Source organism: Rhodococcus sp. P3_B8 (assembly GCF_056402775.1).
Genome location: NZ_JBFUGT010000035.1, coordinates 32,489 through 48,718, shown reverse-complemented (window position 1 = coordinate 48,718; position 16,230 = coordinate 32,489). Strand labels below are relative to the sequence as shown.

The window sequence follows — 16,230 nt, the reverse complement described above, 5'->3', positions numbered from 1 at the left end:
GTTCACCACCGAGGAGGACGCGGTCCGGCTCGGCAACGACACCGAGTACGGCCTCGCCGCCGGAGTCCGGACGTCGGACGCTGCCCGCGGCGAACGGGTGGTGCGCCGCCTGCGCCACGGGACCGTGTGGCTCAACGACTTCGGCTACTACACCGCGGCGGCGGAATGGGGCGGATTCAAGAAGTCCGGCAACGGGCGCGAACTCGGACCGGCCGGGCTCTCCGAATACCAGGAAGTCAAACACATCTGGAACAACACGACCTCGCCTCTCGCGGGTTGGTTCACCGCGACCTGACGTGCTCCCGGCAGGGGCGCGCGAGCAGGCCTACTCACCTTCTCAGGAAGTGATCGAATGACCAGTACCGACAATACGACCGGCGATCACGACAGTGGACTCGAGGAGTTCGGCTACAAGGAGTCCCTCGATCGCAGTATCGGCAAGTTCGCGAGCTTCGCCGCGGGCGTCAGCTACATCTCCATCCTGACCGGCACTTTCCAGTTGTTCTACTTCGGATTCGGCACCGCAGGCCCCGCCTACCTGTGGTCGTGGCCGCTGGTGTTCGTCGGCCAGCTCGCCGTGGCGCTCTGCTTCATGGAGCTGGCCGCCAAGTATCCGATCGCCGGCTCCGTGTACAACTGGGCGAAGACGCTCGGCAGCAGAGTAGTGGGGTGGTCCGCGGGCTGGCTGATGCTCACCGCGTCGATCGTCACCCTGTCGGCCGTTGTGCTGGCGCTGCAGCTCAACCTGCCGCGGCTGTGGAGCGGCTTCCAGATCGTCGGTGACGGCACCGGAGAACACGACTTCGCCACCAACGCCGTCATTCTCGGGACGGTGATGATCGGCTTCACCACCGTCGTCAACGCGCTCGGTGTCCGTCTGATGGCGATGATCAACAGCGCAGGGGTGTTCATCGAGATCATCGCGGCGGTGCTGATCGCGATCATCCTCGCCGCCAACATGACCCGCGGCCCGCAGGTGTTCTTCTCCACCCACGGGTACGGCGCAGACGAAAGCGGTGGATACCTCGGCGCGTTCCTGGTGGCGACGCTCGCGTCGGGCTACGTGATGTACGGCTTCGACACCGCGAGTTCGCTGGGCGAGGAGACGGTCGAACCCCGCCGCACCGCCCCCAAGGCGATCTTCCGTGCGATCCTCGCGTCGTTCGTGATCGGCGGCGCGATCCTCGTGTTCGCCGTGATGGCGGCACCCGACCTCGACGACCCGAAGATCGGCGCGTCCGACGGCAGCCTGCAGTACATCGTGGAACAGGTGATGTGGGGTCCGCTGGGCACGATCTTCCTGGTGTGCATCGTGATCGCGGTGACGGTCTGCTCGCTGGCGGTGCACACCGCCGCGATCCGGCTGACCTTCGCCATGGCCCGCGACAACGCACTCCCGTTCGGTGAGCGGCTCGCCCGCGTCCACCCGCGGACGCGGACGCCCGTCGTGCCTGCGGTGACCATCGGGGTGGTGGCCGCGCTGATCCTGGTGGTCAACATCGGTCAACCGCACATCTTCACCGTGCTCACGTCGATCGCGATCATCATGATCTACCTGGCCTACCTGATGGTCACCGGACCGATGCTGAAGAAACGGCTGCGGGGTGAGTGGCCGCCGCGGGACCTGCAGGAGGGCGGCTACTTCACGATGGGCAGATGGGGACTGCCCGTCAACATCGTCGCACTCGTCTGGGGAATCGGGATGGCCCTCAACCTCGCGTGGCCACGCGAGGCCGTGTACGGCGAACCTTGGTACAACACCTGGGGCGCCTTCGTCTACATCGGCATCATCCTCGGGTTCGGCCTGCTGTGGTACCTCACCACCGGCCGGCACCACATCGGAACGTTGACGTCACACTGCGCGGCGGTGGTAACGACCGCGCCGGAATCCGAACCGAACGACAAGGAGCTCGCCCGATGACCGACGGCGAATCGAAGAGCACTGCAGGGGAATTCGACTACGTGATCGCGGGCGGTGGCAGCGCGGGCTGCGCACTCGCAGCACGTCTGAGCGAAGACCCGTCGGTAACGGTGTGCCTGCTCGAGGCGGGCCCGTCCGACGTCGGGGACCGGGCGATCCTCGAGCTGTCCCAATGGATGCATCTGCTCGACTCCGGGTACGACTGGGACTACCCCGTCGAGCCACAGGAGAAGGGCAACAGCTTCATGCGGCACGCCCGGGCCAAGGTCCTCGGTGGCTGCTCGTCCCACAACTCGTGTATCGCATTCTGGCCGCCGGCCGAGGCACTCGACGACTGGGAGGCAATGGGGGCGTCGGGTTGGGGTGCGCGCGACATCCTCCCGTACGTCAGCCGGCTCGAGAGCAACGACGCCCCCGGCGATGGGCACGGCCGCAGCGGGCCCGTGCGGCTGCGGGACGTCCCGCCGAACGACCCCTGCGGCCGAGCGGTTCTCGACGCCGCCGCCGCGGTCGGTCTGCCGACCGTCGCATTCAACCGCGGCGGAACGGTGCTCAACGGTGCCGGATGGTTCCAGATCAACGCGTCCGAGGACGGCACCCGGATGTCGTCGTCGCACGCCTACCTGCACCCGATCCTCGGGACCCGGCCCAACCTGGAGGTCCGGACCGGCTGCTGGGTGAGCGAGATCCTGTTCGACGAACAGCAGACGGCGACGGGCGTCCGGTACCAGCGTCCCGACCTCACCGGCTACGACACGGTGTCGGCGCGACGGGAGGTGGTGGTGACGGCCGGGGCCATCGACACCCCGAAACTCCTGATGCTGTCGGGTATCGGCCCGGCGGAGCATCTCGCGGAGTTCGGGATCCCCGTGCGCGTCGACTCGCCCGGTGTCGGATCGAACCTCGACGATCACGTCGAGGGCCTCGTGTTCTGGGAGGCGTCCCAGCCGATGGTCACCGAATCGACGCAGTGGTGGGAGATCGGCCTGTTCGCGACCACCCGGGAGGGCCTGAACCATCCCGACCTGATGATGCACTACGGCAGCGTCCCGTTCGACATGAACACCCTGCGGTGGGGTTACCCGACCACCGACAACGGATTCTGCCTGACACCCAACGTCACTCAGGGCCGCTCCCGCGGAACGGTCCGGCTGCGGTCGCGGGACTTCCGCGACCGCGCGAAGGTCGACCCCCGATACTTCACCGACAGCGAGGGCCATGACGACCGGGTGATGCTGTCCGGGGTGAAGCTGGCCCGCGAGATCGCCGAGCAGAAGGCGCTACGCGGGTGGATTGCCCGCGAACTGGCGCCGGGACCCGACGCGGTGACGGACGCCGAAATCCTCGACTACATCCACAAGACCCACAACACGGTGTATCACCCCGCGGGCACGGCCCGCATGGGCGCCGTCGACGATCCGATGGCGGTGCTCGACCCGGAACTGCGCGTCAAGGGGGTTCGAGGACTGCGGGTGGTCGACGCGTCGGCGATGCCGAAACTGCCGCACGTCAACCCGAACATCACGGTCATGACGATGGCCGAGAGGTGCGCGGATCTGCTCCGCGGCCGGGCCGGGTCCGGGCTGCGGGCGGCGGAGTCGGCGTTGTCCGAGGTCTGATCCGGGCGTCGATCGCCTCGGCGGTCCTTCGCCAGATCTCGCTCTCCGGATCGATGACGGTGAAGTGATCGCCGGGCCCCTCGATCCGGACGGCGTCGTCGGGGGTCGTCGCGGCGGCGTCGTGGTATTCCCTGCTCATCTCCAGCATGTCCGGCTCGTCGTCGACGGCGCACACCACCAGCTGAGCGGTGCCCAGCGGCAGTCGCTCGATCGGCGACGACCGTTCGTACGTCGCACGGTCGCCGGCCCGGTCGCCGCCGACGGCGTCCGCCACCGCGCCCTCGCCGAGGTGGCGTTCGCCGGCGAGTCGCAGATTCAGCACCCCGGCGAGGCTGACGGCCAGTGCCGGACGAACCGCTGCGTCCTCGGTCGCGGCGTCGGCGGCGGCGCGGAGCGCAAGCTGAGCACCGGCCGAGTGGCCGAGAATCACGACCCGCTCCGGGTCCGCCTCCGGCACCGTCGCGACGGCCTGCACGGCGTCGGCGACATCGGACGCCATTGCTGCCCATCGGTTCTCCGTGCCCCGCCGGTACTCGACATTCCAGGTGACGTACCCGCGGGCCGTCAGGTCGACAGCCAACGCATCCATCAAGTCGGACTCCCAACGCGGACGCCAGAATCCGCCGTGGATCAGCACGGCGACGGGGAAGGGGCCGTCGCCGCCCGGGATCCGCAGTTCCACTCGCTGATCGGGGTGGTCGCCGTAGCGGACGGTCCGTCCGGGATGGAAGCGGTGGTGATACCAACTGTCGACGGCGTAGCGGAGTCCGTCGAGTCCGCGCCCCCGGATGTGGACCCGGGTGCCCGGCGAGCGGTCGGCCTCGCACTCCCCGAAATCGACGCGGATCGCCCCGCCGGCCGGGGCGGTGAAGGAGGCCCCGGCACCGGGCACGGCGATGAACTCGCCTCGCCCCGCCGCCGACCGCACGGCCCGCTCCAACCCGGCGGTGTCCGCGGCGAACATCAACCCACCGGTCAGGCCGCGCGCATCCAGCGCCCGGCCCACGAGTTCCTCCGCGGTTCCACGGTGCGCCACCACGCCGGGGGCGAAGACGATGTCGACTCTGCGCGCTGGTTCGCTCACCGGGTCACCGTACGTACCCGTGACGACATCTGGCCACGGGTGTTCGTGTCCTGGGTGAGGTGGCTCTGTGCGTGGTCTTCTCTCGGATGCGCGCTGAGTCGGTGCGCACGGACGGCGAAGCCGCATAATTGAGGGTGCGAGGTGAGGTCGGTGCGGCAGACGCCCTGGTTGGCCACGACGGTATTCGTCGGGTCGGTTGCTGTCCTGCTCGCATTCCACACCGGCGGCGGTGCGTCGAGCGAACCCGACAGGGACGCGACGCGCATGCTCGATCCCGCCGGGCCGGTCCTCGTCCTCACTCCGCCGCGCGGGCAGCCGGGCGACCGCATTCAATATCACGCGACGAGTCTTCCGACCTGTGGCGGGCCGTGGGCGGTGGAGTTCGGCGATCGTGTCCTGGGCGAGACCCGTCAGGTCGGCAGCGTCGCCGACTTCCGCGCGGCGGTGCCGAACCGCGGCAGTCGCGGTTTCCAGGTGGCCGGTCTGAGGTGTCTGCCGACCCCGTCCATGGTGGTGCAGACGTCGTTCGAGGTGCTCCCGGTGACACGCTCGTCGGAGCCGACCACCACCTGGATGCTGCCGCCACCAGAGCTACCGACGCGGACGACGAGACCCACACCGACGACCACCACCACGATCACAGCTCCTGCTGACGCGGAACGGTAAGCGTCGGTTGGGGCCGTGACGTCTGGTCAATCGCCGAGCTACGAAGCGCGTATTCGACAACTGTAGCGGTCGCCACGATTATGTAATATGGAGGGCGGAGCCCGGAACTCGAACACCAGCAGTGAGGACGGTCATGGGCGTGCAGGCCAACACCAGAGCCATCGAGAAAGACATCGTCACCGACTTCAGCGAGCGGATGAGCTACGCCTCGTACCTCGACCTCGACACCCTGCTGAGCGCGCAGAAACCGGTGAGCCGGCCGGAGCATCACGACGAACTGCTGTTCATCATCCAGCACCAGACCACCGAACTCTGGTTGAAGCTCGTCCTGCACGAAACGCTCGCCGCCCGGGCGGCTTTCGACGAGGACGAGATCGGCCGGGCGCTCAAGTGCGTGGCCCGCGTCAAGCACATCCAGAAGACGCTGACCGAACAGTGGTCGGTGCTGGCCACGCTGACCCCCACCGAGTACTCGGAGTTCCGCCGGTTCCTCGGCAATTCGTCCGGGTTCCAGTCCTACCAGTACCGCGCCGTCGAGTTCGTGCTCGGCAACAAGAACGCCGGAATGCTTGCGGTGTTCGACGCCGATCCCGCCGCCCACGATCTGCTCGAACGGCTCCTCGCCGAGCCGAGCCTGTACGACGCGTTCTGGCAATGTCTGGCGCGGCTCGGGTACGACGTGCCGGCCTCCGCGCTGGACCGCGACGTGACCGCCGCCTACACAGTGAACGAGGATTTGCTGCCCCTGATCAAGTTCGTCTACGAGAACCACGACGAACACTGGGCCGTCTACGAGGCCTTCGAGGAGTTCGTCGACCTCGAGGAGAACTTTCAGCTGTGGCGCTTCCGTCACATGCGCACGGTGCTGCGGACCATCGGCATGAAATCCGGAACGGGAGGGTCCAGCGGAGTGGGATTCCTGCAGAAGGCGCTGGACCTGACGTTCTTCCCGGAACTGCTGGCCGTGCGCACCGAGATCGGACGATGATGACCACCTCGACCGATGTGCCGGCTGCCCGCGCCGCCGAACTCGACGCCGTGGACCCGCTGCGCCCGTACCGCGACCTGTTCATCGGCGCCGACGACCCCTCGGTGCCCGCCTATCTCGACGGCAACTCGCTCGGCCGACCCACCAAGGCGAGCGCCGAGCGGATAGGCGTCTTCGTCACCCAGTCGTGGGGTGGCCGGCTCATCCGCGGGTGGGACGAGGAGTGGTACGACCTGCCGATCACGATCGGTGACACACTCGCGAGGGTGGCGCTCGGCGCGGCCGCCGGGCAGACCACCATCGGCGACTCGACGACGGTCCTGCTGTACAAACTCGCGCGAGGTGCGCTCGCGTTGCGGCCGGACCGCACCGAGGTCGTCGTGGACCGCGACAACTTTCCGACGGACCGGTACGTGCTCGAGGCCGTCGCGGGAGAACTCGGGCTCACGCTCCGGTGGATCGAGTCCGATACCCGGGGCGGCGTCACCGTCGACGACCTGAAGTCCGTGGTCTCCGAACGCACCGCGCTCGTCGTGCTCAGCCACGTCGCCTACCGCTCCGGGTACCTGGTCGACGCCGCCGGCGCCGCTCGCGTGACACACGACGCCGGTGCGCTCCTGCTGCTCGACCTGTGTCACTCCGTCGGCTCGGTTCCCCTCGAACTCGACACGTGGGGTGTCGATCTGGCGGTCGGGTGCACGTACAAGTATCTGAACGGCGGACCGGGATCACCGGCGTTCGCCTACGTTCGTGCCGACCATCAGCAGGACTTCGTGCAGCCGATCTGGGGCTGGATGGGCCGCGACAACCCGTTCGCGATGGAGCAGGGCTACCGCCCGGCGCCCGGCATCCGGCGGGTGATCAGCGGAACGCCGTCGGTCCTCGGCATGATCGCGCTGCAGGACACCCTCGCACTCCTCGACGAGGTCGGCATGGACGCCGTGCGCGCCAAGTCGATCGCGCTCACCGAGTACGCACTCGACCTCGTGCGCGAATTTCTGGTTCCGCTGGGTGCGGAGATCGGGTCGCCGGAGGATTCCGCCGAACGGGGTGGTCACGTCATCATCGACCACCCGCGGTTCCAGACCGTCGTCGAGCGACTGTGGACGAAGGGCGTCATCCCCGACTTCCGGGCCCCGCAGGGGCTTCGGCTCGGCCTGAGCCCGTTGAGTACCAGCTTCGGTGAGGTGTGCGCCGGGATACTCGCGATCCGTGATGAACTCACCGACTGAACCGGCGAGCGCGATCCTCGACGACTTCGATTCGCGGCCCGGCAGCGCGACGTCGCTGATCCGCACGGTCCTCGGCGCGTACGTGCGCGACCTCGGCGGGTGGGTGGCGATCGCCGACTTCGTGGAATTGATGCAGGCCGTCGGTATCCCGTCCGAATCGACGCGCATCGCGGTGGCCCGCCTGAAGAAGAAGGGGGTGCTACGGCCGCTGACCCGCGACGGGCGGAGCGGGTACGAGGTGACCGAGCAGGCCGAGGCGATGTTCAGGCGCGGCGATCCGCGGATCTTCGGCTTCCGTCAGATGGCGGACACCGACCCCTGGCGGCTGATCTCGTTCACCATCCCCGAATCGCAACGGGCGGTGCGGCACCAGTTGCGCAGGCGACTCGGCTGGATCGGCTGCGGAACCGTGTCGCCCGGCCTGTGGATCGCCCCCGAGTACCTCGCCGGCGAGGTCCAGGACATCGTCGCCGCGCTGGGCCTGTCCGAGTACGTGACCACGTTCGTGTCCACGGCGGTGTTCGTCCCCGATTCGATGGGGGCCGCGGCGACGCGGTGGTGGGATCTGGGCGGCATCGCCGGGCGGCACCGCGACTTCCTGGACCGCCACCGGGTCGCGCTGTCTGCCGCAGAGGAGGTGTCGCCGCGCGACGCGTTCGTCCGCTTCGTCCCGCTGCTCGACGAATGGCGCATCATCCCGTACATCGACCCGGGCCTGCCTACCGGGATGCTGCCCGCGGACTGGCCCGGCGCCGACAGCGTCCGCCTGTTCGCGTCGGCGCGGGACCGCTACCTCGACGGGAGCCGCGACTGGGTGCGGACCGTGCAGTCGCGGCTACCCGTGTGAGGTGCTATCCGAGGAATTCCTCGCCGATGTTCTTGGCCCACTCCTCGGCCTGATCCTTCGGGCGGATCGAGCTGGACCCGTCGTGCCTGCCGTGTTCGCCCACCTGGACCGCGCCGAGGGAGACGAGCTTCTCCGCGATGATCTCGCCGCCGCGGTTGTAGGTCTCCTCGTACACCTTGTCGCCGAGGCCGAACAGCGCGAACTGCACACCGGTGAGGTCGGGTTGGTCCTCCTCGAGACCCTCGAAGAAGGGTTCCGCGCCGGTGGGCAGCTCGCCCTCACCGTAGGTGGAGCACACGATGACGTGGAAATTCTCGGGGTCGAGGTCGCCCGCGTCGAACTCCATCATGTCGTACAGGGACGTGTCGCCGTAGTCGCCGAGCACGTCGGCGATGTTGTCGGCCACCAGTTCGGAGGTTCCGCCCTCGCTGCCGTACAGAATCACCACTGCCATTGTTCTTGCTCCTCGTGAGTTGCTGCCGACGTGGTCAGTACACGTCGCGCAGGTAGCGCTTTTCCTTCTTGAGCGTGGTCACGTAGTCGGCGGCCTGCTCGGTGGAAAGGGTGCCATGGGTGGCGACGACCTCGTGCAGGGCCCGGTCGACGTCCTTCGCCATCCGGGTGGCGTCGCCACAGACGTAGAAGTGGCCGCCGTCCTCGAGCCAGGCGAACAACTCCGCGCCGTTCTCGACCATCCGGTTCTGCACATAGATCTTCTCCGCCTGGTCGCGGGAGAAGGCGAGGTCGAGTCGGGTGAGGAGACCACTGTCGCTCATCGCGCCGATCTCGTCCTCGTAGATGTAGTCCGACGCTCGGTGCTGGTCGCCGAAGAACAGCCAGTTGCGTCCCGACGCGCCCCGCGCCTGCCGTTCCTGCAGAAACGCGCGGAACGGCGCGATGCCGGTGCCGGGGCCGACCATGATCATCGGTGCGTCGTCGTTCGCGGGGACGCGGAACGACTTGTTCTTCGACACGAAGATCCCGCCGCTGCCGCCCTCGGCGATCCGATCGGCGAGGAACGTGGAGCACACGCCGCCGCGGTCGCGTCCGGCCGAGCTGTGGCGGACGCTGGCGACGGTCAGGTGCACGCTGCCGGGGTTGGCGAGTGGGCTGGACGAGATGGAATACGCCCTGTGCTGCAACGGCTTCAGCAGCCCGACGAACTCGTCCGCGGTCAGGGTCACCGACGGTTCGAGGAGCAGCAGGTCGAGCACGTCCTTGCCCCACAACCAGGCGTCGAGGGCTTCCTTGTCGCCGTGCCGCAGCACGTGGCTCAGTTCTTCGTCGCCCGCCCGCTTCTCGATCTCGTCGATGAATTCGTGGCTCGGCGTGGAGATCTCGTACCCGTGCAGCAGGAGATCGCTGAACGGCCGCTCCTTACCGGTGACGGCGGCATCCGCCGGGATGCCCAGCCGGGACACCAGGGCGTCGACGAGCGCGGGATCGTTTATCGGCATCACACCGAGCGCGTCACCGGCCTCGTACTCGAGACCGCTGTCGGCGAGCGCGAACTCGTAGTGCCGGATCTCCTTCGCGGACGTGTCACTCGACAGCCGCCGGTTCACGGAGAGCGTGGACGCGTAGGGGTTCTTGCGGTTCCACTGCGACCGCTTCCGGGCCGGCTTCGTCTCGGGCTCGGCGACATCGGCGACGGGGGACTCGCCGCGAATGCCCTCGACGGCCGCGAACAGGGGGAGGGTGTCGGCGACCCACGCGGCGGCGGTGTCCTCGTAGTCGACGTCGCAGTCGACGCGCGGAGTGACGCGGCGGGCACCGAGCTGCTCGAGCCGGGTGTCGATCATCTTGCCGGCCTGGCAGTACCCGTCGTAGCCGGTGTCGCCGAGCGCGAGGACGGCGAAGTCGGTGTTCTCCAGTCGCGGCGCGGTCTCCGCCGCCAGCGCCTGCCAGAACAGCTCGGCGTTGTCCGGCATCTCACCCTCACCGTAGGTGGAGGTGACGACGAGGACGCGGTGCATGGCGGCGAGGGCGTCCGTGTCGACGTCGTCGAGCGCGCTCACCACCGGCGCGAAGCCCTGCGAACGGGCCGCGGCCGCAGCGTCTTCCGCGACACCCTCGGCGTTCCCGGTCTGGCTGCCATACAGCACGTGCATGGCGGGCAACTGCCCACCGCCCGCCGCAGCAGGCGCGTCGGAGCCGCCGACGACCAGGCGCGAACTCATGCCGGCGAGGAAGCCGGTGAGCCACACGCGCTGGTCCTCGCTGAACGGGGCGTCCTGGGGGATGTAGGGCAATTTCATGAGGGGACCACGTCTCTCGTGGGGATTAGATCGGGGAGAGCGTGCTGCGCGAACAGCTCCTCGAAACCGGGCAGCCGGCCGATCTTGTCGACGTTCTTGGCGTCCTGGTGCAGGATCCAGCCGTACGTGCCGGGGGCGTCGATGGACCGCACGTTGCGGCGGCGCAGCGCATCCTTGTAGTCGGCGAGACGCTTGGCCGCCACCATCACGGCCAGGTCCTCGTCGCTGTAGTCCTTCAACGCTTCCCGCGCGTACCGCTGCAACCGCTGCATGAGGAAGAAGTCCTCGGTGAGCAGCAGGTTGCGGACGGCCTTGTCGACCGCCGGATCGGACGGATCCGCGGCACCCGGCAGCTTGGACAGCGCCATCTCCTGCGCCGCGTTCAGCACCGTGTAGTTGTTCAGCAGCGCGAACATGGCCTCGGTGTCGGCCTCGCCGTAGCCGGGCACGGCGCCGTCCAGCACCGCGTGACCGTCCCGGTAGTCCAGCTTGAACTTGCGCACCTGGTGCGCGACCAGTGCGGCGGCGAGTTCGTCGGCGAGGTCCTTGCGGGGCTTGGCCTTCAGGATCTCGTCGCTGTCCTGGTACTGCAGCAGCGCGCGCGGCATGCCGTACACGAAGTGGTGCTGTTCGGTCTCCCAGTTCTCGAGCAACCAGGCCGCCTTGGCGGAACCGGTGGCCTCGAGGTGCCACCCGAGCAGCACGTGCACGGCCTGACGGTGCAGCGCCGCGTGCTCGTCGTCGCCGGTGATGGAGCCGAGCAGGATCGAGTCCGCGCTGGCCTTGCCGGGCAGCTTGCCCTCGGGGTCGTATTGGTAGACGAAGCCACCGCTCATCCCGTTGCCGACGCCCTTGCCGAAGCCGCCGAGGTTGAGGACGGCGCCGTTGGTCATGTACTCGCAGGCGAAGTCGCCGACGCCCTCGACCACCGCGGTGGCACCCGAATTGCGGACGGCGAACCGGTCGCCCGCCTGACCCTCGACGAACGTGCGTCCACCGGTGGCGCCGAACAGTGCGAAGTTGCCGATCAGCACGTTGCCGCCGTGCAGGTCGGAGCCGCCACCGGGCGAGCGCACGACGATGCTGCCGCCGTTGGCGCCCTTGCCGACGCCGTCGTTGGCGGTGCCGGTGTGGACGAGGGTCATGCCGTCGTTGCAGAACGCACCGTACGACAGGCCCGCGGATCCGGACGTGGCGATCCGGACGCTGCCGTCGCGCAGGTAGCCGCGGCCGCGCTCGTCGCGGAGCACCGCGGGCAGTTCGACGTCGGTGAGCTCGTGGTTCAGCATCCGCTCGATGTCGACCGCCAGCTGGGCGCCGACGCTCTTGTTGCGGTTGCTCAGGTGCACCCCGTCGCCGAGCTCGACCGTGGCCTCGCCCTGCTCGACCACTGCGGCGCGCAGCTGCACGAGCCAGCCGTCGTCGAGGGTGTAGTCCTTCTCCAGGTACACCGGATCGCCGATGGTCACTTCCTCGACCACGGCGAGCATCGCGCGCAGGTCGAGCTGGCCGACGCTCGACGGGTGGTCGAGGAGCTGCAGCAGATCGGAGCGGCCCCGGGCCTCGCGCAGCGAGGACATCCCCAGCTCGGCCAGCACCTCGCGGGTCTCGTGCGCGATGTTCAGCAGGTACTGCGCCATCGCCCGCGGATCACCGTCGAACAGTTCGGGATTGGTGGTCAGACCGGCGGGGCACTTGACGTTGCAGTTCTTGGCCATGACGCACTTGAGCATCATCAGCGCGGTGGTACCGAACTCGAAGCTGTCGGCGCCGAGCAGCGCCGACTTCACGACGTCGCTCGCCGTCTGGTGCGCCCCTGAGCACCGGAGCAGCACCTTCTGCCGCAACCCGTTGGCGCACAACGCCTGATGAACCTCGGCGACACCGATCTCCGCCGAACGGCCGGCGTACTTGAGGCTGGTCACCGCCGCGGCACCGGTGCCGCCGGTGTTGCCCGCGACGTTGATGACGTCGGCGCCGGCCTTCGCGACACCCACCGCGATGGTGCCGATGCCCTCCGAGGACACGAGCTTGACGATGACGCGGACCCGCGCCGCCTTGCAGTCGTGGATCAGCTGCGCGAGGTCCTCGATGGAGTACGTGTCGTGATGCGGTGGGGGAGAGACGAGTTCGACACCGGGGGTGCCGCCACGCGCGGCCGCGATCTCGACGGTCACCTTGGGTGCGGGCAGCTGCCCGCCCTCGCCCGGCTTGGCGCCCTGCGCGATCTTGATCTCGAGTTCCTCGAGCATCGGGTCGGCCAAATACCCGGCCCACACACCGAAGCGGCCGGACGCGAACTGCTTGATCCGGGRACCGCGGATGGTGCCGTAGCGCGAGATGTGCTCGCCGCCCTCACCGCTGTTCGACATGCCGCCGACCATGTTGGTGCCGTGCGCGACGGCCTCGTGCGCGTTGGAGTTCAACGCGCCGTGGCTCATGGCGCCGGACGTGAGGAAYGGGGTGATCTCGCTGGCCTTCTGCACCTGCTCGATCGGCAGGCTCGCCGGAGCGGTGCGCAGCAGCGACAGACATCGCAGCGCCTCACCGGACGTGCGCACGAGCAGGGCATCGCCGTCCACGCTGTGCTCGAGGAGGTCGTCGCCGAACCGCATCGCCAGCGATTCGCCGAGCGCCGCCAGCACACGGGCCTCGCCCGCGTGGGGGCCGGTGAGCCGCAACCGGAACCGGTCCTCGCCGAGGGCCTCGGATTCGAGTCCGCGCACCGCGAAGCTGTTGTTGCCCTTGCGGGAGAAGCGGCCCATCTGCTTGCGGAACTCGGCTGCCGTGGTGAGGAACGTGACGTCCGCAGGCAGATCCAGCACGTCGCGCAGCGCTGCGGGACGACGGGTGCGCTCCTCGGCCATCGTCCGCGCGAACGCGCGGTAGCCGGGGGTGATCTCGAAGCGGTCGATCGCCTCGGGTGTCAGCTTCTGGAAGCCGGCGTTGCGGTAGGCGTCGTCGTCGAGACCGAACGCGTCCTTGAGCCGGTTCAGCGGCAGCAGTCGCAGCGATTCCGTGTGGTCCTGCGTGCCCGCCGTGTCGAACGAGATGGGCTCCTCGGTGAGGTCGACGAAGCCACGTACGGCCGCCGTGCCGTACGAGTGACCGGCGCCTTCCGCGCGCTCCTTGAACAGACCGAGCAGCGGGACGTCCTTCTCCCCGGTGACCGTCAGGGCGCGCTGGTGCCAGTCGGCGACGGCCTGCGCGATGACGGCGAACCCGACACCACCCACCGGCGTCTTCACGTTCGCGAAGTAGCGGCGCAGCACCCGGTCGTCGGTGTCGAGGTAGTTGGGTTCGAAGAACTCGCCGCCGATGTAGCTTTCGGCGGTGCACAGGCCGACCCGGCCCATCGTCTTCATCAGCGACTTCTCGGCGGCCTTCGCGAACCGCTTGAACGCCACATCCGCCTCGTCGGCGAACTTCTCCTCGGCGCGCAGACGGACGGCGAGCGGGTAGATCGCGGCGGCGCCGAAACCGAGGGCGGCGGCCACATGGTGCGACGACGAGATCTGACCGCTCTCGGCGACAACGGACACCCGTAGGCGCAGGCCCTCCTCGATCAGCCGCTGGTTGACGGCGGAGATCGCCACGATCATCGGCAGCGCGGCGCGGTCGGTGGCCACGTGACGGTCGGTGACGATCGCGATGCCGCCCTGCTCGCGGGCGAACGCCTCCACCTCGTCGCACAGCCCGTCGACCGCGGCCTCGAGCGCGGCCGCATTGGCGGCGGAGTCACCGTGGACGGGGGTGTACAGCATCGGGAAACGCTGCACCGGCGTCTCGGACTGCTTGCGGATCCGCAGCATGTCCATGTGGGTGAGGATCGGCGACGGCACCACGATCTGCGGCGCCGACCGCGCCCCGCTGTTCGGCTTGGCGCCCAGCGCGACGCGCAGCGTCATGCCGTCGGCCTCGCGGATGCTGTCGAGCGAAGGGTTTGTGACCTGGGCGAACCGCTGCGAGAAGTACTTGGCCACCCCGCCTTCCTGATCGGAGAGCGCGTTGATGGCGTTGCCGTAGCCCATCGCGGAGATCTTCTCCTGACCCGACGCGAGCATCGGGTCCATCATGAACTTGAAGCTTTCCTGGTTGTGCGAGTACGCGACGTAGCGCTGGGTGCGCTCGAGGTCGCCGTTGTACCGCAGCGGTCCCGGCTCGGCCTCGACCTCGGGCAGCGCCTCGATGGTCCGGCGAGCCTCCGCGACGAGCGTCGGGTAGTCGTTCCGGGAGGCGAGCAGCTCGAGTGCCTCGTCGGTGGAGTACGAGCGGCCCTCACGGTGGTCGAAGTACAGCATTCCGCCGGCCTCGATGCGTCCGCGGTGCAGGACCGTCTCGGGGTCGAAGTCGATCTGTCCGGCCTCGGACGTGACGCACAGGTACTCGTCCGTCTCCACCGAGCGCAGCGGACGCAGTCCGAGCCGGTCGAGCCGGGCGCCGACGACGGTGCCGTCACCGAAGATCAGCGCCGCCGGGCCGTCGTTCTTCTCCTCGTACAGCGAGAAGTACTCGAGCATCGCCCGGACCTCGGACGACAGGGTGGAGTCGTTCTCCCACGCCGGCGGCATCATCGACACCACCGCGGTCACCAGGTCGAGACCGTCCTCCACCACCCGGCTCTGCAGCGTCTGGTCCAGGCGGCAACTGTCGGACTGGCCGTGCGGGCGGACGATCTCCCGGTTGCGGGCACGAGCGAGCGCCGTCTCGGACAGGCGGTTCTTCTTGTCCGTGTTGAGCTCGCCGTTGTGCGCCATCAGACGGAACGGCTGCGCCATCGTCGGGTGCGGGTCGGTGTTCGTCGAGAACCGGGTGTGGAAGTACAGGGTGTGGATGGCGTGCGCCGGGTCGACGAGGTCCTGGAAGTAGGGCATCACCTCGTTCGAGTTGAGGCGGCCCTTGAGCACCTGGGTGCGGGCGCTCAGCGACAGCGGGTACAGCCCGGCCAGATCGGGCTGGGTGTACGCGACGGCCTCGATCGCGAGCAGGGCGTCGTGGATGCGACGGTCGAACTCGGTCTCGTCGGCGCACGCGTCGGGCGCGGTGAACACCCACTGCCGGATCGGCAGCTGGTGCCGGATGGCGGCGGGCCGGAGCACGGTCGCGTCGACGGGCACGTCACGCTCGAGCAGCACGTGGAAACCCTGATCGGCGAGAGCCCGCTCGATGACGGCCTCCGCGTCGCCGTGGAACGCCACGTCGGTGGGGAGGAAGAAGTTGCCGACACCGAAGCGGCCGGTCTCGAGGTCGTCCTGACCGGTCAGCGTGCGGAAGAACGGCACCGACAAGTCGACGCAGACACCGGCGCCGTCGCCGACACCCTCCGCAGACATGCCACCGCGGTGAGGAACAGCACACAGGGCCTGATGGCCCCGGGTGAGGACGTCATGGGTCTGAATGCCGTCCTTGCGGGTGATGAAGCCCACGCCGCAGCTGCTCTTGTCGAGCGTCCTGTCGTACAGGCCGGACTCGGTGGCACTCGTGTTCAACCGACTGTCTCCTCGCGATACTCGCCGAATATGGGGCCGTGCTGGGCGCACGGGTGGCGTCGGCGAGAGGATCACGGCAGAGAACCGGCCCCGAACCGATACGCCGGTGAGGCAGACGTCGTTGTC

General features: G+C 68.5%; 11 protein-coding genes. 7 read left to right on the top strand and 4 right to left on the bottom strand.

The window, feature by feature from the left end; all coding sequences use genetic code 11:
• From AC1D1G_RS15255 to AC1D1G_RS15245, 3 genes are all read left to right on the top strand, one after another.
• Positions 1-295, top strand: a 295-nt coding sequence (locus tag AC1D1G_RS15255; RefSeq protein ID WP_477952709.1) for an aldehyde dehydrogenase family protein, incomplete at its 5' end; no start/stop codon positions are given.
• Between the two features lie 57 nt (positions 296-352).
• Positions 353-1,921 (top strand): APC family permease, encoded by a 1,569-nt coding sequence (locus AC1D1G_RS15250; RefSeq protein WP_477952708.1) that lies wholly within the window; start codon positions 353-355, stop codon positions 1,919-1,921.
• Positions 1,918-3,540: a GMC family oxidoreductase gene (locus AC1D1G_RS15245; protein WP_477952706.1), complete on the top strand. Its 1,623-nt coding sequence runs from the start codon at positions 1,918-1,920 to the stop codon at positions 3,538-3,540. The genes AC1D1G_RS15250 and AC1D1G_RS15245 overlap by 4 nt, the downstream gene beginning before the upstream one ends.
• Here AC1D1G_RS15245 and AC1D1G_RS15240 read toward each other — a convergent pair.
• The gene (locus AC1D1G_RS15240; RefSeq protein WP_477952705.1) at positions 3,449-4,624 is read right to left on the bottom strand and encodes an alpha/beta hydrolase family protein; all 1,176 of its coding nucleotides are present in this window, start codon (positions 4,622-4,624) and stop codon (positions 3,449-3,451) included. The two genes, AC1D1G_RS15245 and AC1D1G_RS15240, sit on opposite strands and share 92 nt — an antisense overlap.
• A gap of 150 nt (positions 4,625-4,774) precedes the next feature.
• Between AC1D1G_RS15240 and AC1D1G_RS15235 the strand changes: the two genes are divergently transcribed.
• The 4 genes from AC1D1G_RS15235 (at position 4,775) to AC1D1G_RS15220 (ending at position 8,357) form a co-directional block, all read left to right on the top strand.
• Positions 4,775-5,290, top strand: a complete 516-nt coding sequence (locus AC1D1G_RS15235) for a hypothetical protein (RefSeq protein ID WP_280782088.1) — start codon at positions 4,775-4,777, stop codon at positions 5,288-5,290.
• 133 nt (positions 5,291-5,423) lie between these two features.
• A complete protein-coding gene (locus AC1D1G_RS15230) occupies positions 5,424-6,278 on the top strand; it encodes a tryptophan 2,3-dioxygenase (protein WP_477952703.1) in 855 nt (284 codons plus the stop codon).
• Positions 6,275-7,510: a kynureninase gene (locus tag AC1D1G_RS15225; RefSeq protein WP_477952702.1), complete on the top strand. Its 1,236-nt coding sequence runs from the start codon at positions 6,275-6,277 to the stop codon at positions 7,508-7,510. Before AC1D1G_RS15230 ends, AC1D1G_RS15225 begins: the two co-directional genes overlap by 4 nt.
• Complete coding sequence (locus AC1D1G_RS15220) at positions 7,494-8,357, top strand: PaaX family transcriptional regulator (RefSeq protein WP_477952701.1); 864 nt, start codon at positions 7,494-7,496, stop codon at positions 8,355-8,357. Before AC1D1G_RS15225 ends, AC1D1G_RS15220 begins: the two co-directional genes overlap by 17 nt.
• 4 nt (positions 8,358-8,361) lie before the next feature.
• Here the strand turns inward: AC1D1G_RS15220 and AC1D1G_RS15215 are convergent, their stop codons facing one another.
• From AC1D1G_RS15215 to AC1D1G_RS15205, 3 genes are read right to left on the bottom strand one after another with little or no spacing between them, the layout of a single operon-like run.
• Positions 8,362-8,811, bottom strand: a complete 450-nt coding sequence (locus tag AC1D1G_RS15215; protein WP_477952699.1) for a flavodoxin domain-containing protein — start codon at positions 8,809-8,811, stop codon at positions 8,362-8,364.
• A 34-nt stretch (positions 8,812-8,845) separates the two neighbouring features.
• A complete protein-coding gene (locus tag AC1D1G_RS15210; protein ID WP_477952698.1) occupies positions 8,846-10,615 on the bottom strand; it encodes a sulfite reductase subunit alpha in 1,770 nt (589 codons plus the stop codon).
• On the bottom strand, positions 10,612-16,104 hold the full coding sequence (locus tag AC1D1G_RS15205) for a glutamate synthase-related protein (RefSeq protein WP_477952697.1): 5,493 nt from the start codon (positions 16,102-16,104) through the stop codon (positions 10,612-10,614). Before AC1D1G_RS15205 ends, AC1D1G_RS15210 begins: the two co-directional genes overlap by 4 nt.
• Positions 16,105-16,230: the final 126 nt, after the last annotated feature.

What these genes read in the sequence shown, in the direction of transcription:
- AC1D1G_RS15220 (WP_477952701.1), top strand. Translation starts at nt 7,494, where the DNA reads ATGAACTCACCGACTGAACCGGCGAGCGCGATCCTCGACGACTTCGAT.
- AC1D1G_RS15250 (WP_477952708.1), top strand. Translation starts at nt 353, where the DNA reads ATGACCAGTACCGACAATACGACCGGCGATCACGACAGTGGACTCGAG.
- AC1D1G_RS15215 (WP_477952699.1), bottom strand. Translation starts at nt 8,811, where the DNA reads ATGGCAGTGGTGATTCTGTACGGCAGCGAGGGCGGAACCTCCGAACTG.
- AC1D1G_RS15230 (WP_477952703.1), top strand. Translation starts at nt 5,424, where the DNA reads ATGGGCGTGCAGGCCAACACCAGAGCCATCGAGAAAGACATCGTCACC.
- AC1D1G_RS15245 (WP_477952706.1), top strand. Translation starts at nt 1,918, where the DNA reads ATGACCGACGGCGAATCGAAGAGCACTGCAGGGGAATTCGACTACGTG.
- AC1D1G_RS15225 (WP_477952702.1), top strand. Translation starts at nt 6,275, where the DNA reads ATGATGACCACCTCGACCGATGTGCCGGCTGCCCGCGCCGCCGAACTC.
- AC1D1G_RS15210 (WP_477952698.1), bottom strand. Translation starts at nt 10,615, where the DNA reads ATGAAATTGCCCTACATCCCCCAGGACGCCCCGTTCAGCGAGGACCAG.